Raw genomic sequence first — 20659 nt, forward strand, 5'->3', positions numbered from 1 at the left:
CATGAAGATCGCGTTCGTCGGCTGCGGCTATGTGTTCGACATCTACATGCGTACGCGCTGGGCTTATCCCGAGATCGAGATCTGCGGCGTCTACGATCGCGACGCCGCGCGCGCCGCGGTCGTGCACCAGCATTACGGCTTCCCGCTCTACCCCTCGCTCGACGCGCTGCTGGCGGACGCGCGCGTCGAGGTGGTGATCAACCTCACCAGCATCGCCTCGCACGAGGAGGTGACCCGCCGCGCGCTCGAGGCGGGCAAGCACGTCTATACCGAGAAGCCGATCACCACCGAGCCGGCGCGCACCCGCGCTTTGTTCGAGCTGGCCGAGGCGAAGGGCCGCGTGCTCGCCGCGGCGCCGTGCAACCTCTACTCGGACGCGATCATGACCTTGTGGAAGGCGATCGCCGATGGCGCGATCGGCCGCCCCGTGCTGGTCTATGCCGAGCTCGACGACAATCCCGCGCATCTGATGCGGCTCGACACCGTGACCAGCCCGACCGGCGCGCCCTTTCCCTACGCTGAGGAGCTGCAGGAAGGCTGCACCGTCGAGCATATCGGCTATCACCTCGCGTGGCTGTGTGCGTTGTTCGGTCCGGTGCGCGCGGTGACCGCCTTCTCGACCTGCCTGGTACCCGACAAGAACACGCCCGAGCCGCTCCACCCCGCGACCACACCCGATTTGTCGGTGGCGTGCCTCGCCTTCGACGGCGGCGTCGCGGCGCGGGTGACGTGCAGCTGGGTGGCGCCGCGCGACCATCAGATGCGGGTCATCGGCGAGGCGGGCGAGATCAGCGTCGACAACGTCTTCCACGACCAGTCGCCGGTATTCCTGGAGCGCTTTTCGCGCGTGAGTCTCAGCGCGCGCAAGGCGTACAGCGCGCGCAGCCAGCCCGCGATCGGGCGCCGCTTCGGCATCAAGGGCCGGCGCCTGTCGCTGGTGCGGCGCTGGAAGTCGCACGCGGTCGAGGCCGAGCGCGGCGTCGGCAACTCGCCCAAGCACCGGCTGGTCAGCTGGCTGCGCCGCCGCGAGGTGTATGCGCAGGACAAGATCCTCGGCATCGCCGAGATGGGCAAGGCGCTGGCGGAAGGGCGCCCGCAGTTGATGGGACCGGACTTCCTGATGCACCTCAACGAGCTGACGATGCTGGTGCAGGATGCGGGCGCGCGTGGCGCCACCGTGGTACCGACTACCAGCTTCGCCCCGCTCGCGCTGCCCGCCGAGCTCGCCGACGCGCCCGATTATCGCGCCGGCTATCGCGCGCGGCTGGCCGAGCGCACCGCCGCGAGCGCGGTCGAGCGAATGCACCGGCGCTGAGCCGGGACGGGACAGTGCGCATGGCGGGGCGCCGATGGACACGGTCGAAGGCTTCCGTGTATCGATGCGCTTAGCCGGTGAGGGAGAGTGGTGGCGGTGAGTGAGGGATCCGACGACGGCCGCCGCGCGCCACCGGCGCTCGACCAATTCGGCATGCCGATCAAGGGCGGCGAGGCGCCCCGGCGGCGCGTACGGCGCAGCAGCGGCAGCAGCGGTGGCGGCGGCAGCAGCAGTAACAGCGGCAGCGGACCGTCGGTCAGCAGTGCGACCGGCGAGCCTGAGTCGCACGAGCAGGACGCCGTTCAGCAGAAGGTGATCGTCGGCGTCTTCACCGCGATGCTGATCGGTATCACCGTGCTGCAGAAGATCGGCGTCGGACCGTCCGGCGCGATCATTCCGGTGATCTTCCCGATCGCGCTGATCGCGCTGACGGTGGGCGTGCTGTTCGCTCGCCCAGTGTTCCGGCCCGAGCGCGCCATGCTGTATCTCGCGGTGGTGATCACCTCGGCGCTCAGTACCGTGCTGTTCACGACCTCTTTCTCGCTCAGCAGCATCGGCTTGTACTTCCTGCTCTACCTCCCCTTCCTGGTGGCGTTCGACACCACGCCGGAGACTCACAGGAAGTGCCTCACGTTGTTCAGCAACCTCATGTTGGCCTTCGCGGCGATCGTATGGATACAACATGCCATACAGTTTAGTATAGGCTGGCAATATTGGCCCAACCTCGACAAGCTTATACCTAGCGCCTATCTCGTTCCTGAGTTTCTCTACATCCAGCCGCTTCAGTTCGGCATGAAGTATATGAAGCCTTCGGGGATCACCTTCCTTGAGGTTTCGTTCATCTCACAGTTCATCTCGCTGGCGCTGATCATCGAACTGCTCTTTCTCAATCGAATGATGCGCGTGATCTTCTTCGGCGCAACTCTGTTCGCGACCTTCGCGGGCACCGGGCTGGCGCTGCTGCTGGTAGCGCTGCCCATCGTCTTCACGCGCATGAACGTTCGTACGTTCATCACGGTATTGGCGACCGCGTTCATCGCGCTGTTCGTGGCATTGCAGCTGCAATGGTTCGACATGGTCGCAAACCGGATGGGCGAATTCGATAAGCAGGGGAGCAGCGGCAGCTCGCGCTTCATCGAACCGCTCGATCGCGTACGACGCGCGCTGCTCGATCCCTCCGCGGTCTATTCCGGCGTTGGCCCCGGGCAGATCGAGCGCGGCGGCAACACCTTCTGGTGGCCGATCGTCAAGGCGGTGGTGGAATATGGCCTGATCCAAGGGCTGCTGCTCTACGCCTTCCTGCTCTTCTCGATGTTCGATCGTACGCCCAGCCGCCAATTCGCCATCATCCTGGTCCTGTGGTACTCGTTCGAGGGCACCCTGCTGACGCCCCTGAACCCGATCGCGCTGGTCATGCTGTCGTCGATGTTCATCCTGCGCGACGCGCCTAAGACGCGACGGTCGCGCAGCGCCGCGGCACCGACCGCAGTTCCCGCGGCAGCGTGAGCGACCAGGAGGACCGATGCCGCCGCTCACCGACCGCTTGACCTATGCCGTGGGTGACATCCATGGCCGCGCCGATCTGCTCGTCCGCCTGCTCGATCAGGTCCGCGCCGATCGCGCCGCACGCGCGGTGACGGGACGTGCGCTGATCGTCTTCCTCGGCGACTACATCGATCGCGGTCCGCGCTCGCGCGAGGTGATCGACCAGCTCCTCGCCTTCGCCGACGACCCGGCGTTCGAGAGCCGCTTCCTGCTGGGCAACCATGAGGACGCCATGCTCGACTATCTCGACGGGCGGATCAGCGGGCTGGGTTGGGCCAAACACGGCGGTGACACGACGTTGCGCTCTTACGGCGTCGAGCCGCCGAAGGAGGAGTCGCGCTCCGCCTGGGCAGCGCGTCGCGATGCCTTCCGCGCCGCGGTGCCGTCGTCGCATCGTGCTTTCCTCGAACGGTGCGAGCTCTCTGTGGTGCAGGGCCGGTTGCTCTTCGTCCATGCCGGTATCCGCCCGGGCGTCGCACTGGAGCAGCAAGAGAAGCGCGATCTGCTGTGGATTCGCAGCGAATTCCTTCAGGCCGAGCGCGACGATCCTTGGCTGATCGTGCACGGCCACACGCCCAAGGAAGAGGCCTATGCCGGCCCCGGTCGGCTGTGCCTCGATAGCGGCAGCTATCTCAGCGGCCGGCTCACCGCGGCCGCGTTCGACGGTGCGGACGTGTCGCTGATCGAGACCCACGGTCGCGCGCCGCGCCCTTTCCCCGTTCGTCTCGCCGGCTGACCGCCACCAGCGCGGCACAGCCGCGTGGCTGCCAGTCCGGCGGAGCGAGCTCGAACCCGGTGAACTCGAAGCCGGGCACGACGACGCAGCTCACCAGCGCCCAACCCCGCTCCGCCGACGCGGCCTGCCACGCCCCGGCGGGCACCAGCGCCTGCGGCCGCTCGCCCGCGGCGACGTCGGCGCCGAGCTGCAGCGGCGGCTCGTCCGAGATTGCCAGCGTGAGCGGCGCGCCGGCGTGCCACAGCCATAGCTCGTCGGCATCGACGCGGTGCCAATGCGAGCGCTCGCCTTCGCCGAGCAGGAACAGGATCGCGGTCATGCGCGAGCGTCCGTCGGGGCCGGGCGGCAGCCGCAGTGTCTCGCGATAGTGGCCGCCCTCGGGGTGCGGGGAAAGGCCGAGCTGGCGGATCAGGTCCTGCGTCATCGCCGCAGAGTGCAGCCGACTGGGCCGGCGCGGTCAAGCGAACCTGACGTCGCCCCTCGAACGACGGGTAGAAACCCGTTAACCTCAGCCTGTTAGCCGCTTACCATGGTGGGAGGACCTTTGCGTTGACGCTGGATCAGACGATTGCGGAGGCGGCCCGCCGGTCGGGTGAGCTGGGACTGCGCACGCTCGACTTGCAGGCCGACATCGCCGAGCTCTCCACCCGTGTCACCGCGCAGGCCGGCACGATCGAGCAGATCGGACGGCAGACCGGCCGGCTTGCCGACGACGTCGACGAGGTCGCCGCCGCGGCGCGCAGCGCGCGCGAGCATACCGCGGGCGCACATGCGGTGCTGGCCGACTCGCACGTCCAGGTCGAGGCGGCGACCAGCGACGTGGTCGAGCTGATCACCCAGGTCAGCCGCATCCACGAGAGCATCGGCGGCTTCACCGCGGCGCTGGAGGAGGTCGCGCGCGTCACCGCGACGATCGACGCCATCGCCAAGCAGACCAACCTGCTCGCGCTCAACGCCACGATCGAGGCGGCCCGTGCGGGCGAGGCGGGGCGCGGGTTCGCCGTGGTGGCGGGCGAGGTCAAGAAGCTCGCCTCCGAGACCGCGGTGGCGACGGCGCGGATCACCGGCTCGATCGACACGCTTACCACCCAGGCCGACGCGATGCTGGGGAAGGTCGACGCCGGCGTCGCCACCGCGCGCTCGGCGCACCGCGGCACCCGCGACATCGAGGCGCTGGTGGCACGGCTGCGCGGGCTGATGGACGGGCTGACGCGCTCGAGCGAGGGCGTCGCCGACCGGATCGGCTCGATGGTCCATGCGGTCGGCGAGGTCGAGGGCGGGCTCGGCGAGCTGGCGCGCACGTCGTCGGACAATGCGCAGGGGCTGCAGCGCCTCTCCGATCGGGTGACGAGCGTGAGCGACGACACCAACGACCTGCTCCAGCGGCTCGCCGAGAGCGACGCCGATATGCCCGACCGGCCTTACATACGCTTCGCGCTGGAGGCGGCGCGCCAGGTCTCCGCGGGGCTCGCGCGCGCCGCCGGCACGGGCGAGATCAGCCGCGAGGTTATCTTAAGCGAGCGCTATGTTCCCGTGCCCGACACCGACCCTGCGCTGTTCACGCACCCGGCGATGGCGCTGATCACCTCACTGGCGCGACCGCACCAGGAATCGGCGCGCGCGCTGCCGGGCTTCTTCGGGATGAGCTTCACCGACCGCAACTGCTTCGGCGCGGTGGCTATGCCCGAGCGCTCGCTGCCGCAGCGTCCGGGCGATCCCAAATGGAACAGCGAATTTTCGCGCGCGGGCGTGTTCTTCCATTTTCCCGAAACCGCCGTGCAGGTGAAGATCACCCAGCCCTTCTGCCTCAAGGCCTATCGCCGCCCGCTGGCCGGCGGCGGGGTGGTGCTGCTCAAGCAGGTGATCGCCTCAATCAGCGTCGACGGTGCGCACTGGGGCGTACTCCAGCTGGCGTACGAGAATCAGGGGTGATGATCGAGCCGAGGAGGAGGTCGCGCTTACTCGGTCGGTGCGCACTCGCCTGACCCAGTTGGGGCACGGGAGCGCCGGCTCTGGGTGGCTCACCCGCGTCAAGATGATGTTCGCCACCCTCGCCTGCATCGATCGGCTGAAGACCCGACATCGAGGTGTCGCGAAAGCCGCCCGACGTATCAACGACGAGGCTCCTGCTCCGCGTCACGCGCCGCTTTGCCGTCGGCTCAGATCTCGACCAAAGGCGCCCGACCCGTCCGGCGGCGCATCGTCACACCACCACGGTGCGCGCCGCCATCGGCCGCAGCCGGTAGCCGCCGCGGTGGAGCGCGCGCCGCACCCGCGCCAGCGGCTGGTCGACCCAGCGGTACATCGCCGCGGCGTAGACGAAGGCTAGCGGATAGGCGACCAGCGCCGCCGCACCGCGGCTCGCGGTGCCGGTCAGCGCCATCACCAGCGTCAGCAGCAGCAGATGCGAGAGGTACAGGCTGTACGAATAGTCACCGACGAGCTTCAAGGGCGCCGAGGAGAAAAAGCGCGCCATTCGGCCGCGCGACTGCAGCACCGCCGCGAACAGGACGAAGAAGGCGAGTGACTGAAGCGAGTAGCGGATCGTCTGACGGAACAGCTCATGACGGATCGCCAGCGTGGCGAGCAGCAGCGCCGCCGCCAGCAATGTCTCGCACCGCCGCGGCCGCCACGCCGCGGCGCCGTCGAGCACCGGGTTGCGGTAGAGCGCCAGGCACGAGCCGGCGAGGATGCTGTCGACCCGCGTGTGCGACCAGTAATAGAGCTGGTCGAGCGGGTCTCCGGCGAGCGCGTGTGCGCCGCGCACCAGCAGCACCAGTACGCAAAGCGCCAGGCACAGCTGCGCCGCGCGCGCGTTCGGCAATCGTCGCAACACCGCGACATACAGCAGCGGAAAGGCGAGGTAATAATGTTCCTCAACCGCCAGCGACCAGACCGGCATGCCGGGCACCGCGCCGCTCAGCCCGAAGCTGTCGGTATAGTTGTTGAGGAACAGGAACTGCGCCGCCAGACCGCGCGGATCGAGACCGTTGCCCCCGCTCGCCGGCAGCACACCGGCGAGCACCAGCAGCAGCCCGAGCCCGAGCGTGATCCACATTGGCGGCACGATCCGCAGCACGCGCCGTGCGTAGAAACCGCGCAGGCTCACCGCCTGGGTGCGCGCCTGCTCGACCCGCATCAGCGTGGTGATGAGATAGCCCGACAGGAAGAAGAAAGCCGAGACACCCAGCCCACCCGGGACGATGCGCTCGAGCCCGGCGTGCGACAGCATGACGATCGCCACCGCGCAGGCGCGAATGCCGTCGAGTGGTGCGATATGTCCCATCGGCGCGCCGGGCGCCCCGTCACCTCTCGCCAAGTTCCCGCCCCCACTCGTCGCAATCGCCAACATGGATGAGGGAATCACGAGAGATTCCATCCGCCGGCCAGACCGATCCCTATCACCGCGCCAATCCTGGCACGACGCGGCTTACATTTGCTTTAATGTACAATCTGCTCCACTTCTGGACAGAGATGTCGCGCCTCACCGTGGTGGTATCGAGTCCCGAACGACGGAAACTATTTACCTCTTGTCAACCACGAGCCGGTAACCACGCGTCCGACGGCCGCGGCGCGGCGCAGGAGTGAGCTTTCCCATGACGATCGCGTCGATGTCGCCGGCCGCTGCCACCCGCCCGCTGCGGCGCCCTCTTCCCCGCCCCCTCTCCCGCGCCGCCGCGCTCGTCGCCTTCGCCTCGCTCTCGGCGTGCGGCGGAGGCGGTGGCAGCGCCGCGGCGGCCTCGCTCGCCGCACCGGTCGCGGTGGTTGCGGCGGCCGCCCCGGTCGTCGGCCCGGCTCCCGCCCCCTCTCCGGCCCCGAGCGCATCACCCAGCGCGGTGCCGGTCTCGGCGGCGACCGCCGAGCCCGCGCCCGCCGCCACGCCGAGTTCCGTACCTGCCCCGGCGCCGAGTGGCAGGGGCGTGCTGTCCGAGGGCGACTCGATTTCGGTCTTCTGGGGCGGCAGCCACACGGGTCTGTACGCCGCGTCGCACCCCAAGGTGACCTTCTACGGCAAGGCGGTCGGCGGCTCGGGCGTCAACGACCTGGAGGCACGCGCCGACGCCGACCTCGCGCTCCACCCGCGCCTGCTTACCGTGCTGATCGGCGCCAACGACCTCCAGGCCGCCGGCGGCGCGCGCGCCTGGCTCGAGCAATTGTTCCGCTACACCGCGCGCTTCAAGGCCGCCGGGGTGACGGTGGCGGTGGGCACGCTGCTGCCGATCAACATGCCCGACCAGCCGCACTATACCAGCGTTCACAACGAGCGGCGCCAGATCGTCAACGCCGAGCTCCGCGCCGCGGTCGGGCATGAGATCGACGCGGTGATCGACTTCGCTGCCGACCCCGTGATGGGCCCCGACACCGCGCCGCTCGACAAGACACTCTACAAGGACGGGCTCCACCCCACCGACGGCGGCGCCAACGGTGCGGGTGGCCAGGGCAAGCTCGCGCTGATCTACGCGAAAGCGATCGACGCGCTGCTGAAGTGAGTCGCCGCGCTCACCCCCCCAGCCGCAGGCGCAGGTAATAGAAGCCGCCGTCCTGCCCGAGCTGCTGGCTCGCCAGATCGTAGCGCATCGCGCCGATATACGCGTTCGCCGCGGGCAGCCGCGACGGGTAAGCGTCGAACAGGTTGTTCGCCCCGACTGCGGCGCGGAGCGAACCGGCGAGGCGCAGGCCGAGCTCGACGTTGGTTACCCAGCGCGCCGCGTTCGTGAAATCGCGGAAGCGCTCGGTCGAGAAGGCGTCTGGTCCGGAGTAGAAGGTCAGCTGCGATCGTGTCGCGCCATAGCGGAGCTCGTGCAGCGTGACGTCCCAGCGCGGCGTCGCCACTGCGGCGCCGACGACCACACGCGACGCGGGATAGGCCGTGGTAAGATAGCCGATGCCCTGTGCGTCGAGCAGCGCGCGGCCGAGCTGGTCGCGGCCGACATGGGTCACCTCGGTGCGCCCCGCGGTGCCGGCAAGGTCGGCGTCGAACGTCGCCTCGCCCGCCAGCACCGCGTGGTAGCGCAATGTCAGGTCGAAACCGCGAGTCCGCGTACGCACGCCGTTGGCGTAATATTGCACCGCGGTGCTCTCCGGCGTCAGCCCGGCGGGCAGCGTCACGCCCTGCAGCGCGAGCGCGTCGAGCGCGATCCGGCCGTTATAGGCGCCGCCGGTGACGATCCGGTCGCGCACGATGATCTGATAGCCGTCGAGCGTCAGGTCGAGCGAGCCGGCCAGCCGCGCCACCGCCCCCGCGCCGAGGTGGGTCGAACGCTCAGGTCGCAACGGCGCGGCGCCGAGCGCGCGCGCCGCTGCGGAGGTGACCGCCACCTGCGCGTTGGCATAACTGGGCGAGACGACGATGCTGCTGAATTGCGACTGCGCCAGCGTGGGCGCGCGGAAGCCGGTGCCCGCGCCGGCGCGCAACGCGAACGCGTCCGACAAATTGAGCCGTGTTGCCAGCTTGCCCGTCAGCGTGTCGCCCGCGTCGCTGTAATGTTCGTAGCGCCCCGCCGCGTCGAGCCGCCACGCCCGCGCGAGCGGCACGGCCAGATCGGCATAGCCCGCGGTGACCGAGCGATCGGCGTGCGTGCGATTGTCGGGCGACAGGCCCTGATAGCCCTGCGTTCCGCCGAGCACATAGGCCGCCGGTTCGCCCGGATCGATCGCATAGGTCTCGCGCCGATATTCGCCACCCAGCGCGAGGTGGAGCGGCGCGGCGAGCCACGCCAGCGCGATCGGCCGGCGCAGGTCGAGCGTGCTGGTCCACTGCCCCAGTCGATAGCGCCCGATCGCTACTGCGGTCGGCGTCGCCCCGGTCGCGGCGTAGAGGCCGAGGTTGGCGGTGTCGCGCAGCCCCAGGTCGATGCGGTCGCTGCCGTAGCTCGTGCTCAGGTCCCAGTGCCAGCCGTCGCGCGCGCCGCCGCGCGCGCCGATCGTAGCGGCGGCGTCTTGCTCGGCGATCGTCTCCTCGGGTTGGAAGCCGTGCGGGTAGAGCGTGGGGAGCACGTCGCCCAGCCGGCGGAAGGCGAGCCGTCCCGCGCCGCGGCGCGCCCAGCTGGCGTCGCCGTATAGCGTCGCCGCGCCGAGCCGATAATCGGCGTCGAGCGCCAGCGCGGCACGCCCGGTGCGCGGCGCGCCGATCGCGGGATTGTCGTACAGGCCGGTGCGCGTGTCGCGACCCTCGCGATCGGTGCGGTCGCGATCGACCAGCTCGGCGGTCCAGCGCGCGTGCCCGCCCTCGCCCAGCGCCACGCCCGCGCCGGCCGACAGCGCGCCCGAGATACCGTCGCCGACATAGGTCCGCCCGGCCAGTGCGCGCGCCTCGGTCGCGGTGTCGTCGCGGAGGATCAGGTTGATCACCCCCGCGATCGCGTCCGAGCCATATTGCGCTGCCGCGCCGTCCTCGAGCACCTCGACGCGCGCGATCGCCGCGGCGGGGAGCAGGTCGAGGTCGACCGGCGCGGTGCCCTGCTGCGGGCCGGGATCGAGCACCACCGCCGCGGTGGGATGGCGGCGCTTGCCGTTGACCAGCACCAAGGTCTGGTCCGCGGTCAGCCCGCGCAGGCTGATCGAGTCGACCAGCGAGGCCTGATCAAGCCCGTGCAGCGGGCGCGACAGCGACGGTACCAGTTGCACCATCGAGTCGCGCAGGTCGGGCAGGCCGGTCGAGCGCAAGGCCGCGTCCGACACGATCGTGATCGGGCTCGCGCTCTGCCGCGCGGTCACGGTCGGGTCGCGCGAGCCGGTGACTACCACGTCCGCTGCCTCGGCGGCTGCGTCAGTAGTCTGCTGGGCCAGTGCCGGGCTGGAGACGGCGGCGGCGAGCGCGGCGGCGACGGACAGACGGGAAGAAACGGACGGCATGATCGGTTCCTCACGAGGCCGCGACGCTGCTATCCCCCTGACGCGCGGCGCGGCACGTCAGCGTCTCATAGGAAAGCGGTGGCGCGGCGTTGTCGCGGGAGGGCGTGCTTATCTTGCCGCCCGCCAAGTCCGGCTATGCGCCGCGGCTCAGCCCGGATCGTCGAGCGTGAACAAGTCGCCCGCCTCGTCATAGGCGAACAGCTCGGCGTAGCGGCCCCATTCGGTCACCGCGCGCAGCGTGTCGTCGGCGAAGTCGGGCGACAGCGCCTCCTCCAGTCCGTCGCGGAACAGCCGCGCCGGCGCCTGGTGGCCGGCGCGCTCGTCCAGCGCGGCGCGGATCGCCCCCGCCAGCGGCACATGAGCGAGCAGCGCCGCGCGGAACATCGCCTTGCGTTGGTCGATATCCTCCTGCGCGAAGGCGGCGCCCGCCCCGGTGAGCGTCACGTCGCCCTCCGCCAGCGTCACGAAACCGAGCTGCTGGAGCGTCTCGACGATCGGGAACAGCTCGTCGACCTCGAGCTGGAGCGTGTCGCCCAGATCGGCCAGCGGCGCGCGGCCATCGAACGGCGCTGCCTCCACCTCCTCGATCAGCCCGGCGAGCGAGGTGACCGAGACCGGCGCGAGCGGACGACCGAACTGCGGGGGCACGGCCTGCGCGTCCCCCGGTGCGGGGACGGCGCGCTCGGTCATGCGCGCGTAGATCCGCTCGACCAGATCGCGGAAGGCGGGATCGAGCCGGTCGCGCGGCTGCGGCAGGTCGATGCGGAACTCGGCGACGATGCGGCCGGGATTGGAGGAGAGCACCAGCACGCGGTCGCTCATCAGCACCGCTTCCTCGATATTGTGCGTCACGATCAGCACCGCGGCGATGCCCAGCCGCCCGTCGCCCCACCATTCGATCAGGTCGCTGCGCAGCGTCTCGGCGGTGAGCACGTCGAGCGCAGAGAACGGCTCGTCCATCAGCAGCAGCGACGGCTCCACCACCAGGGCGCGCGCGAGCCCGACGCGCTGGCGCATGCCCCCCGACAGCTCGCGCGGGAAGGCGTTCTCGAAGCCGTCGAGCCCGATCAGGTCGATCGCGGCGAGCGCGCGTCGACGCCGCTCGGCCGCGGGTACCTTCTTGGCCTCGAGCCCGAGCTCGACGTTCTGCAGCACGGTCAGCCACGGCATCAGCGCGAACGACTGGAACACCATCGCCACCGAGCGCGCGCGCCCGTCCGCGGCCGGCATGAAGCGCAACGTCCCGGAGTCGGGTGTCACCAGCCCAGCGATCGAGCGCAGCAGCGTCGACTTGCCCGAGCCGGAGCGGCCGAGCAGCGCCACCACCTCGCGCTCGTGCACCGTGAGCGCCACGTCGTCGAGGATCGGCGGCCCCTCGCTGCCGCCGTAGCGGTGGCTCAATGCCTCGACGATGACGAGCGGTGGGTTGTGCTGCGCCATGCGCGCCTCCTTCACGACAGCCGCAGCCGGCGCTCGGCCAGCCGATAGAGCGGGCGGAACAGCGCCCGGTTGATCGCGATCACCAGCGCCGACATCACCAGGATGCCGAGCAGCACGCGCGCCTCGTCGCCCGCCGCGGTGGCCTCGGCGATATAGCTGCCCAGCCCCGCCGCGGTCAGCCGCGTGTGGCCCCAGCTCACCGCCTCGGCGACGATGCTGGCGTTCCACGAGCCGCCGCTCGCGGTCAGCGCGCCGGTCACGTAGGAGGGGAAGATCGCGGGCAGGATCAGCCGCCGCCACCATGCCCATCCCCTGAGCCCGAACAGCCGCCCCGCCTCGCGCAGGTCGCTCGGGATCGCGCTCGCGCCCGCGATCACGTTGAACAGGATGTACCATTGCGTGCCGAGCCCGATCAGCGGGGTCAGCCAGATATCCGGGTCGGCGTGCCAGTGCACGATCAGCACCACCGCGACGGGGAACAGCACGTTGGCGGGGAAGGCCGCGAGGAACTGCGCCACCGGCTGCGCGCGGGCGGTCCAGCGCGGGTGGAGCCCGATCCACACGCCCACCGGCACCCAGACCAGGCTCGCCGCGACGATCAGCACCGCCACGCGCACCAGCGTGTAGAGCGCGAGCCGCACCACCAGCAGCGCGTCGGCGAGGCTCAGCCGCGCCGCCAGATAGCGCACCGCCAGCAGCGCCGCACCCGCCGCGGCGAGCGCCACCGCGACCTGCCAGACCCGCTGCGACCGTGCCGCGCGCCGTTCGGCGGCGTCGCGCGCGTCGAAAGCCCGGTGCTGGGGAGCGCCGCGCGGCGCCGGATCGAGCAGCAGCACCGCGGCCGCCAGCGCACGCCACGGCGCCACCAGCGCGGGGAGCAGCCGCGCGCGCCGCAGCACATCGAACAGCCAGGAACGCGGCGGCGCGACGCTCGCGGTCTGCTCGACGCGGAAGCGATCGGCCCAGGCGATCGCGGGGCGGAACACGAGCTGGTCGTAGAGCAGGATCACCGCCGCCATGGTCGCCACCGCCAGCGCGACCGCGCCGAGATCGCGCCGCTCGATCGCCACTCCCAGCCAGGAGCCGATGCCGGGCAGCATCACCTGAGTCCGCCCGACGCTGATCGCCTCCGACGCGACGACGAAGAACCAGCCGCCCGACATCGACAGCATCGCGTTCCACACCAGCCCCGGCGCGGCGAACGGCAGCTCGACGCGCAGCAGCCGGCGCAGCGGCGACAGGCCGAAGCCGCGCGCCACCTCGGCCAGGTCGTCGGGCACCTGGCGCAGCGACTGGTAGAGGCTCAGCGCGATGTTCCACGCCTGGCTGGTGAAGATCGCGAAGATCGCGGCGCACTCCACCCCGAGTCGGCTGCCCGGGAACAGCCCCATGAAGGCGGTGACGGTGAAGGTGAGAAAGCCCAGCACCGGCACCGACTGGAGGATGTCGAGCGCGGGGACGATCACCAGCTCGGCGCGGCGGCTCTTGGCGGCAGCGGTGGCGACCACCACGCTGAACACCAGCGACGCCGCCAGCGCGGCGAACAGCCGCAGCGTGGTGAGCAGCGCGTAATAGGGCAGCGCGCGTGGATCGAGCGTGATCGGCTCGAGCTGGAGGCGGCGCAGCGGCTCCACGGCGTCGTGCGCGCCCGCCGCCACCGCGGCGCCGAGCCCGGCGAGCAGCGCGAAGAGCGCGAGATCGGGCCAACCGAGCGCGACGCGGCGGGTCCCCGGCGGCGTCGCGGCGCGGCCGAGCGGGCGGGAGAGCATCGGGCGGTCGCGTCAGGCGGCGCGGCGGTGCGCCGCCACCATCGCGCGCAGCAGGCGCGCGCGATGGAGCGGCACGGCGGCGAGCGCGGCGCGGATCGCGCGCCCGCGCGCCGCGGCGCGCTGCGCGAGCAGGCGCTGGCCCTTGCCGTGGTCGTGGTAGGCGGGCGCGATCCCGGCGGTGCCGTGCTCCGGCGAACGCCGGCGATCACGCTCGTGGCCCTGGGTTCCTGCGTGCGCAGGAACACGATGCTCATCGCAGCAAGGGACATCGAACTCGGGCGAGCGCACCACGGCGCGCGGGTCATATCGGGTCATGGCGACCTCCATCGGGGTTCCGGTGACGGGACCCGGCGGCGGTCGGCTCAGGTCAGCGCGTGCCGACCTCGCGAGCCACCGACGGACCCGTGCGCTGACGTGCGGTGACGGCGAAGCGGGTGCTTCGACTGTCTCCGTCGTCGGACAAGGGACTAGATCGGGGCATCGGTGCGCGTTTCTCCGAGTCGCGCGGGAGCGCGCGAATGGCGTGGCCCTTACGCCTGTCGCGCCGCGGATCAACCCCCGCGCGCGCCGGCTTCCTACCCGATATGAGCGTGCGGGCCGCGCCTCGCCGCCCGCACGCCCGCGCTCAGCCCGTCGCCCCCAGCATCTCCGCCACCCTGGTGGTGAGCGCGTGCATCGTGAAGGGCTTGGTCAGCAGCTCCATGCCCGGCTCGAGATGCCCCCCGCCGACCGCGACATTCTCGGCGTAGCCCGTCACGAACAATACCTTGAGCCCTGGGCGCAGCGCGCGCGCGGCGTCCGCGACCTGACGGCCGTTGAGACCGCCGGGCAGACCGACATCGGTGATCAGCAGGTCGATCGGCGCGTCCGAGCCGAGCACCTTCAGCCCCGCCGCCCCGTCGGCCGCGCCGATCACGGTATAGCCCTGCTCCTCCAGCACCTCGTCGATCAGGTGGCGGATCGTGGTCTCGTCGTCGACCACCAGCACGGTCGCGCCGCGCACCGCCGCGGCGGTGTCGCCGACGCCCTCCTCCTCGCCGCCGAGCGCCGCGCCGGCGTGGCGCGGCAGGTAGATGGTGATCGTGGTGCCCGCGCCCGGCGCCGAGTCGATCCGCACCTGCCCGCCCGACTGGCGCGCGAAGCCGTAGATCATCGACAGACCCAGCCCGGTGCCCTGGCCGATCGGCTTGGTGGTGAAGAAGGGCTCGAAGGCGCGCTCCACCGTCTCGGGCGCCATGCCGGTGCCGGTGTCGCTCACCGCGACGCTGAGGTAGGCGCCGGGCTCCAGCTCGAGCGCGCGCGCGTCCGACTCGTCGATCCAGCGGTTGGCGGTCGCGATCGTCACGCGGCCGCCCTCGGCCATGGCGTCGCGCGCGTTGATCGCGAGGTTGAGGATCGCGCTCTCCAGCTGGGTGGCGTCGATCATCGCGGTCCACAGACCGGGCGCGGCGACCACCTCGATCGCGCGGGTCGGGCCGATCGAGCGCTGTAACAGCTCCGCCATCCCCGCGATCAGCCGGTTGACGTCGGTCGGCCGCGGATCGAGCGTCTGGCGGCGCGAGAAGGCCAGCAACCGCTGGGTCAGCGACGCGGCGCGGCGGCTGGCGCCCTGCGCGGCAAGGACGAAACGCTCGAGGTCGTCGTGCCGCCCGCGCGCCAGCCGCGTCTGCATCAGCTCGAGGTTGCCCATCACGCCGGTCAGCAGATTGTTGAAGTCATGCGCCAGCCCGCCGGTGAGCTGGCCCACCGCCTCCATCTTCTGGGCCTGGCGCAGCTGCCCTTCGGCGGCCGCGAGCGCTGCCGTCCGCGCTTTCTCCTCGGTGGCGTCGCGGCCGACCGCGATGATCTTGCCGTCACCCGGACCTGCCGCCCAGACGATGTCGCGGTAGCTGCCGTCGCGGTGGCGGTAGCGGTTGTCGAAGCGCGCGAACGCCTGGCCGGCACCGATCCCCGACGCGGCGGCGTACGTGTCGTCGAGGTCGTCGGGATGAACGAAGGCAAAGATCGGCCGGCCGATCAGCTCATAGTCGGCCCACCCCAGCACCCGCGTCCACGCCGGGTTGACCGCCTCGATCGTGCCGTCGAAGCCTGCGACGAGCATGATGTCCGACGACAATTGCCACAGCCGGTTGCGATCGGCCGTGCGCGCCGCGACCTCCTGCTCGAGCGTGGCGTTGAGCCGCTCCAGCTCCTGCTGCGCCTCCCAGCGCGCGGTCTCGTCGCGCGCGATCTTGATGAAGCCGCGCTCCTGTCCCTGTGCGTCGACGGGCAAGGGGTGGATCGAGCCGTTCAGGAACACGCGCGTGCCGTCGCGGCGCAGGTGCCAGCGCTCGTCAGGGGCGCAGCCATCGCGTGCGGCGCCGGCGATCTCGCGCACGTCGGCACCGGCGGCGCGATCCTCGGCGGTGAAGATCATCGACCCCGGCTGGCCCACGGCTTCCTCCGGTGTCCAGCCGAGCACCGCCTGCGCGCCCGCCGACCAGCTGGTGATCACGCCGCCCGCGTCGGTGGTGAAGATGACATGGTCGCGCGCGCCCTCGATCACCAGCCGGAGCCGCTCCTCGCTCTGGCGCAGCGCGGCGTCACCCAGCACGCGCGCGGTGGTCTCGTTGGTGAAGATGAAGAGGCCGGCGACCGAGCCGCTCGAATCGAGGATGCGCGAGTAGGAGAAGGTGAACCAGGTGTCAGCCTGGCCGCGGTCGGTGTCGAGTTTCCACGGCAGATCGGTGAAGCGCTGGCTGCGCCCGGCGAAGGCGTCGTCGATGATCGGCCGAGCCTGCGCCCAGGCGTCGGCCCAGACGGTGCGGAACGGCGCCCCCATCGCCCAGGCCAGCCGCGGCCCGAGCAACGGAAAATAGGTCTCGTTGAAGAAGAAGCTGAGCTCCTCCGCGCCCCAGCATAGGATCATCGACTCGGGCGAGTTGAGCACCGTGCTCAGCGTCGCCTTGAGCGCCTCGGGCCAGTCGCTGGGTCCGCCGAGCGGATGGTCGGTCCAGTCGCGCGCGAGGATCAGCTCGGTGGCGCGCCCGCCCCCGGCGAGGAAACGCAGCGGCGCGGGCAGCTCGGCCGGGTCACGGTAGAGGGCGGAGATCATGGGTCTATCGCGTTAACGCGGGAGCGGCGGCAAAGATACCGCCCGGCACAGCGTTCGCACCGTCAGCGTGCTCCCGCGAAGGCAGGAGCCCAGGGTCGCGGGCGCATCGCTCTGCCACCCTGGATTTCCGCGGGCGCAGGAACACGATGCAGCGAGGAGCAATCCCGTCTATCGCAGGCGCATGGCCAGACCCGACCTCTTCCTCGCCCAGTCCCAGTCCGCCACGCTCGAGGCCGCGCTGGCCGAGCGCTTCACGCTCCACCGCGGCACCGCGCCGGCGACGACGCGCGCCGTCGTCGGCGGCGGCTCGCTGCGCTGGGGCGCGGCCGACTGCGAGCGGCTGCCCGCGCTCGAGATCGTCGCGATTCACGGCGTCGGCCACGACGGCGTCGACCTCGACGCCGCGCGCGCGCGCGGCGTGCGCGTGACCATCACGCCCGAGGTGCTGACCGACGACGTCGCCGATCTCGCGCTCGCTTTGTGGCTGGCGGTCGAACGCGCCGTGGTGGCGAACGACCGCGCGGTGCGCGACGGCGGCTGGGGCGTGCCGCTGGCACGACGCGCGACCGGTCGGCGCGTCGGCATCTTCGGCCTGGGGCAGATCGGCCGCGCGATCGCGGCGCGCGCGGCGCCCTTCGCCGGCTGGATCGGCTATTGCGCGCGCTCCGCCAAGCAGGTGCCCTATGAGCGGCTGCCGGACATCGCGGCGCTGGCGGCGGCGAGCGACGTGCTGATCCTCGCCGCGCCAGGCGGTGCCGCGACCCAGCGCGCGGTCGACGCGACGGTGCTGGGTGCGCTCGGCGCAGGCGGCGTGCTGGTCAACGTGGCGCGCGGCAGCCTGGTCGACGAAGCGGCGCTGGTGAGCGCGCTGGAGCGCGGCGTCATCGCGGGCGCTGGCCTCGACGTCTTCGCCGACGAGCCGCACGTGCCCGCGGCGCTGCGCGTGCTGCCGCAGGTGGTGCTGGCGCCGCACCAGGGCAGCGCGACGCGCGAAGCGCGCGCGGCGATGGAGGCGCTGGTGCTCGCCAACCTCGACGCCTGGCTGGCGGGGAAGCCGCCGGTGTCGGCGATCGCCTGAGCGGGCCGTCATAGGTTCGGAAGGCCAAGCCAAGCGGACACGTTGGCGAGCCCTGGCTCGACGATACCCGTCGCTGCCGTCATCCTAAGCTTGTCTCAGGATCCACCGTGCCGCGAGCATCCCGACCGGAGAGCGCGGGCCCGGTGGATCCCGCGCCACGTCCGGGATGACGGAAGAAGGCGAGCGCTGCGCCCTGTCACGCTAGCACGACCTCGTCGGCGTCACTGACTTGCTCCTGCGCATGCAGGAGCCCAGGACCACAGCCGGGCCGCTCGCGACCCTAGACTCCGGCGTCCACCGGAGCACGGCCCACCCTTGCCTCCCGCGGCACCCGATGCGATACCAGCGGCGGGTGTCCGCGCCGCCCCGGCGCGCGGGCAGGTTCTCGCGCTGGTCGGGCCGCCAGCGCGTCGACGCCTGCCCGGAGTCCGCGCCATCACCCAGCCGATCCACTTGCCCCGTGCGCGCGCCAGCGCGCTGCGCCGCTTCCTCACCGGCCAGGCCGCCGGCGGCGCGGTGCTGATCGCCGCCGCCCTGCTCGCGCTGCTGCTCGCCAACTCGCCGCTCGGTCCCGGCTATGCCGCGCTCCTCCACGCCCCGGTCGGCCCGCTCGCGCTGGAGGCCTGGATCAACGACGCGCTGATGGCGGTGTTCTTCCTGCTCGTCGGCCTGGAGATCAAGCGCGAGACGCTGCACGGCCAGCTCGCCTCCTGGTCGCGCCGGCTGCTGCCCGGCATCGCCGCGGCGGGCGGGATGGCGGCGCCCGCGCTGCTCTACCTCGCGATCAACCGCGGCGGCGCCACCCAAGGCTGGGCGATCCCGGCGGCGACCGACATCGCCTTCGCGCTCGGCGTCATCGCGCTGCTCGGCGAGCGCGTGCCCGCCTCGCTGCGCGTCTTTCTCGCCGCCCTGGCGATCATCGACGACCTCGGCGCGGTGGTGATCATCGCGCTGTTCTACACCGGTGCGCTGGCGCTGCCCTACCTCGCCGGCGCGGGCGTGGTACTGGTCGTGCTGGCCTTGCTCAACCGCGCGGGCGTGACCCGGCTGACGCCCTATCTGCTGCTCGGCGTGCTGCTCTGGTGGCTGGTGCTGCGCTCGGGCGCCCATGCGACGCTCGCGGGGGTGATGCTTGCCTTCACCATCCCCGCGCAGCACGGGCGCGAGCGCAGCCCGCTGTGCCGGCTCGAGCATCGGCTGCACGCGCCGGTCGCCTTCCTGATCCTGCCGCTGTTCGCGCTCGCCAACGCCGCGGTGCCGGTGCTGGGCCTGCCGCCGGGCGCGCTCGCCGCGCCGGTGACGTTGGGGGTGGCGGCGGGGCTGCTGCTCGGCAAGGTGGCGGGCGTGTTCGGCTTCGCCGCCGCGGCGGTGCGGCTGCGGCTGGCCGAGCTGCCCGTGCACGCCGGTTGGACGCAGCTGCTCGGCGTCGCTCTGCTGTGCGGGATCGGCTTCACGATGAGCATCTTCATCACCTTGCTCGCCTTCGCCGACGCGCCGCTGCTCCAGGCCGAGGCCAAGCTGGGCGTGCTGGCGGGCTCGCTGCTCTCGGGCGCGGGCGGCTTTCTGCTGCTGCGGCTCGCCGCTCCCCGGACGGATCGTTAGCGCTTACAGCGAGTTACGAAGCCAATCCGGCGCGGGAGAGCGACCATGCGGCACGACGACCACGGTGACCAGACCTTCGGCAAATCGGGCGTGAAGATCCGCGGCGGGCTGATCTATCTCGCCTTCCTGCTGGTCGCGAGCATCGGCATCCTGTTCTACGCAGGCGACGTGATCTGAGGCGAACCGCCGGGCGGAGCCGCTCGGTCGAGGACGAGTAGCTCAGTCGATGGAGGGGACGCCTCCCTACCCCTCCGTCATCCCCGCGTAGGCGTGGATCCGGACGCGCTGGCGCGCATGAGCCGCATTGTCCGTGCAACTGGATTCCCGCCCGCGCGGGAATTGACGTCCAAGGTGAGTGTCGCGGTAAGCGATCAGCGCTGCGGCGCCGCCTCACCCACTCAGAACGCGGGCAGCACCGCGCCCTTGTACGTCGTCTCGATGAACGCCCGCGTCGCCGGGCTGCGCAGCGCCGCCACCAGCTTGCGCACGCGCGGGTCGTCGGCGCTGCCGGGGCGGCCGACGAGATAGTTGACGTAGGGCGAGTCCTTGTCCTCGATCGCGAGCGCGTCGCGCACCGGGTTGAGCTTGGCGTCGAGCGCGTAATTGGTGTTGATCAGCGCCAGATCCACCTCGCCCAGCACGCGCGGCAGCGTCGCCGCCTCCAGCTCGCGGAACTGCAGCGCCTTGGGGTTGCTCGCGACGTCGCGGATCGTGGCGAGCGGGTCGGCCGGATTCCTGAGCCGGATCAGCCCCGCCTTCTGGAGCAGCTGGAGCGCGCGCCCGCCGTTGCTCGGCTCGTTGGGGATCGCGACGCTCGCGCCCTGTGGCAGCTGCGCCAGCGTCTTCCATCGGCGCGAATAGGCGCCGAGCGGCTCGACGTGGACGCCCGCGATCGGCACCAGCTTGGTCCCGCGCTCGCGGTTGAACTGGTCGAGATACGGCTTGGTCTCGAAGTAATTGACGTCGATCTGGCCCTGGTCGACCTGGAGGTTGGGCTGGACATAGTCGTTGAACACCCGCACCTCTAGGGTGACGCCTTCCTTCGCCAGCAGCGGCTTCACCTGCGCGAGGATCTCGGCGTGCGGCACCGCGGTGGCAGCGACGGTGAGCGTCGCGCCGTCGCTCTTGCCGGCGCTCCCGCCCCCGCCGCAGGCGGCGAGGAGCAGCGCGGGGAGCGTGACGAGCAGCAGGCGGCGGTCGAGCAGGAGGGGGATCATGTCGGGCC

General features: G+C 71.2%; 15 protein-coding genes and 1 pseudogene. 8 read left to right on the top strand and 8 right to left on the bottom strand.

Annotated elements, in window-relative coordinates; all coding sequences use genetic code 11:
* Position 1 precedes the first annotated feature (1 nt).
* From QBJ89_RS11325 to QBJ89_RS11335, 3 genes are all read left to right on the top strand, one after another.
* Positions 2–1315, top strand: a complete 1314-nt coding sequence (locus tag QBJ89_RS11325; RefSeq protein ID WP_277980610.1) for a Gfo/Idh/MocA family protein — start codon at positions 2–4, stop codon at positions 1313–1315.
* A gap of 96 nt (positions 1316–1411) precedes the next feature.
* Complete coding sequence (locus QBJ89_RS11330) at positions 1412–2821, top strand: hypothetical protein (protein ID WP_277980611.1); 1410 nt, start codon at positions 1412–1414, stop codon at positions 2819–2821.
* 16 nt (positions 2822–2837) lie between these two features.
* Positions 2838–3596 carry a metallophosphoesterase family protein gene (locus tag QBJ89_RS11335; protein WP_277980612.1) on the top strand — a complete coding sequence of 253 codons (759 nt, stop codon included), beginning with the start codon at positions 2838–2840 and terminating at the stop codon, positions 3594–3596.
* Positions 3597–3615: 19 nt separating this feature from the next.
* Here the strand turns inward: QBJ89_RS11335 and QBJ89_RS11340 are convergent.
* Positions 3616–4020, bottom strand: a pseudogene (locus tag QBJ89_RS11340) (cupin domain-containing protein); the annotation flags it as partial.
* A 125-nt stretch (positions 4021–4145) separates the two neighbouring features.
* Between QBJ89_RS11340 and QBJ89_RS11345 the strand changes: the two are divergent.
* Positions 4146–5528: a methyl-accepting chemotaxis protein gene (locus QBJ89_RS11345; RefSeq protein ID WP_277980613.1), complete on the top strand. Its 1383-nt coding sequence runs from the start codon at positions 4146–4148 to the stop codon at positions 5526–5528.
* Between the two features lie 271 nt (positions 5529–5799).
* Here the strand turns inward: QBJ89_RS11345 and QBJ89_RS11350 are convergent, their stop codons facing one another.
* Positions 5800–6882 (bottom strand): acyltransferase family protein, encoded by a 1083-nt coding sequence (locus QBJ89_RS11350; protein ID WP_277980614.1) that lies wholly within the window; start codon positions 6880–6882, stop codon positions 5800–5802.
* 310 nt (positions 6883–7192) lie between these two features.
* On the opposite strand from QBJ89_RS11350, the gene QBJ89_RS11355 reads away from it, so the two are divergent.
* Positions 7193–8086, top strand: coding sequence for an SGNH/GDSL hydrolase family protein (locus QBJ89_RS11355; RefSeq protein WP_277980615.1), 894 nt, complete (start codon positions 7193–7195; stop codon positions 8084–8086).
* Positions 8087–8096: 10 nt separating this feature from the next.
* Here the strand turns inward: QBJ89_RS11355 and QBJ89_RS11360 are convergent, their stop codons facing one another.
* The 5 genes from QBJ89_RS11360 to QBJ89_RS11380 form a co-directional block, all read right to left on the bottom strand.
* Positions 8097–10451: a TonB-dependent receptor plug domain-containing protein gene (locus tag QBJ89_RS11360; protein ID WP_277980616.1), complete on the bottom strand. Its 2355-nt coding sequence runs from the start codon at positions 10449–10451 to the stop codon at positions 8097–8099.
* A gap of 147 nt (positions 10452–10598) precedes the next feature.
* A complete protein-coding gene (locus QBJ89_RS11365) occupies positions 10599–11891 on the bottom strand; it encodes an ABC transporter ATP-binding protein (protein WP_277980617.1) in 1293 nt (430 codons plus the stop codon).
* Between the two features lie 11 nt (positions 11892–11902).
* The gene (locus QBJ89_RS11370; RefSeq protein WP_277980618.1) at positions 11903–13660 is read right to left on the bottom strand and encodes an ABC transporter permease; all 1758 of its coding nucleotides are present in this window, start codon (positions 13658–13660) and stop codon (positions 11903–11905) included.
* Positions 13661–13672: 12 nt separating this feature from the next.
* Positions 13673–13975 carry a hypothetical protein gene (locus QBJ89_RS11375; RefSeq protein ID WP_223011480.1) on the bottom strand — a complete coding sequence of 101 codons (303 nt, stop codon included), beginning with the start codon at positions 13973–13975 and terminating at the stop codon, positions 13673–13675.
* A 310-nt stretch (positions 13976–14285) separates the two neighbouring features.
* Positions 14286–16754 carry a PAS domain S-box protein gene (locus QBJ89_RS11380; protein WP_277980619.1) on the bottom strand — a complete coding sequence of 823 codons (2469 nt, stop codon included), beginning with the start codon at positions 16752–16754 and terminating at the stop codon, positions 14286–14288.
* A gap of 181 nt (positions 16755–16935) precedes the next feature.
* Between QBJ89_RS11380 and QBJ89_RS11385 the strand changes: the two genes are divergently transcribed.
* The 3 genes from QBJ89_RS11385 to QBJ89_RS11395 all read left to right on the top strand — a co-directional run bounded on the left by QBJ89_RS11385 (position 16936) and on the right by QBJ89_RS11395 (position 19611).
* Positions 16936–17832, top strand: a complete 897-nt coding sequence (locus tag QBJ89_RS11385) for an NAD(P)-dependent oxidoreductase (RefSeq protein WP_277980620.1) — start codon at positions 16936–16938, stop codon at positions 17830–17832.
* 447 nt (positions 17833–18279) lie between these two features.
* Complete coding sequence (gene nhaA, locus QBJ89_RS11390; protein ID WP_431522533.1) at positions 18280–19434, top strand: Na+/H+ antiporter NhaA; 1155 nt, start codon at positions 18280–18282, stop codon at positions 19432–19434.
* A gap of 45 nt (positions 19435–19479) precedes the next feature.
* The gene (locus QBJ89_RS11395) at positions 19480–19611 is read left to right on the top strand and encodes a hypothetical protein (protein ID WP_277980622.1); all 132 of its coding nucleotides are present in this window, start codon (positions 19480–19482) and stop codon (positions 19609–19611) included.
* A 221-nt stretch (positions 19612–19832) separates the two neighbouring features.
* On the opposite strand, the gene QBJ89_RS11400 is transcribed toward QBJ89_RS11395, so the two are convergent.
* Complete coding sequence (locus QBJ89_RS11400; RefSeq protein WP_223011484.1) at positions 19833–20651, bottom strand: MetQ/NlpA family ABC transporter substrate-binding protein; 819 nt, start codon at positions 20649–20651, stop codon at positions 19833–19835.
* Positions 20652–20659 lie beyond the last annotated feature (8 nt).

This window comes from Sphingomonas phyllosphaerae, assembly GCF_029623345.1.
GTDB classification, from domain to species: Bacteria; Pseudomonadota; Alphaproteobacteria; order Sphingomonadales; family Sphingomonadaceae; genus Sphingomonas; species Sphingomonas phyllosphaerae_C.

Coding starts and splice junctions, on each gene's coding strand:
- QBJ89_RS11325 (WP_277980610.1), top strand. CDS start 2: ATGAAGATCGCGTTCGTCGGCTGCGGCTATGTGTTCGACATCTACATG.
- QBJ89_RS11395 (WP_277980622.1), top strand. CDS start 19,480: ATGCGGCACGACGACCACGGTGACCAGACCTTCGGCAAATCGGGCGTG.
- QBJ89_RS11380 (WP_277980619.1), bottom strand. CDS start 16,754: ATGATCTCCGCCCTCTACCGTGACCCGGCCGAGCTGCCCGCGCCGCTG.
- QBJ89_RS11355 (WP_277980615.1), top strand. CDS start 7,193: ATGACGATCGCGTCGATGTCGCCGGCCGCTGCCACCCGCCCGCTGCGG.
- QBJ89_RS11350 (WP_277980614.1), bottom strand. CDS start 6,882: ATGGGACATATCGCACCACTCGACGGCATTCGCGCCTGCGCGGTGGCG.
- QBJ89_RS11400 (WP_223011484.1), bottom strand. CDS start 20,651: ATGATCCCCCTCCTGCTCGACCGCCGCCTGCTGCTCGTCACGCTCCCC.
- QBJ89_RS11335 (WP_277980612.1), top strand. CDS start 2,838: ATGCCGCCGCTCACCGACCGCTTGACCTATGCCGTGGGTGACATCCAT.
- QBJ89_RS11375 (WP_223011480.1), bottom strand. CDS start 13,975: ATGACCCGATATGACCCGCGCGCCGTGGTGCGCTCGCCCGAGTTCGAT.
- QBJ89_RS11370 (WP_277980618.1), bottom strand. CDS start 13,660: ATGCTCTCCCGCCCGCTCGGCCGCGCCGCGACGCCGCCGGGGACCCGC.
- QBJ89_RS11365 (WP_277980617.1), bottom strand. CDS start 11,891: ATGGCGCAGCACAACCCACCGCTCGTCATCGTCGAGGCATTGAGCCAC.
- QBJ89_RS11385 (WP_277980620.1), top strand. CDS start 16,936: ATGGCCAGACCCGACCTCTTCCTCGCCCAGTCCCAGTCCGCCACGCTC.
- QBJ89_RS11360 (WP_277980616.1), bottom strand. CDS start 10,451: ATGCCGTCCGTTTCTTCCCGTCTGTCCGTCGCCGCCGCGCTCGCCGCC.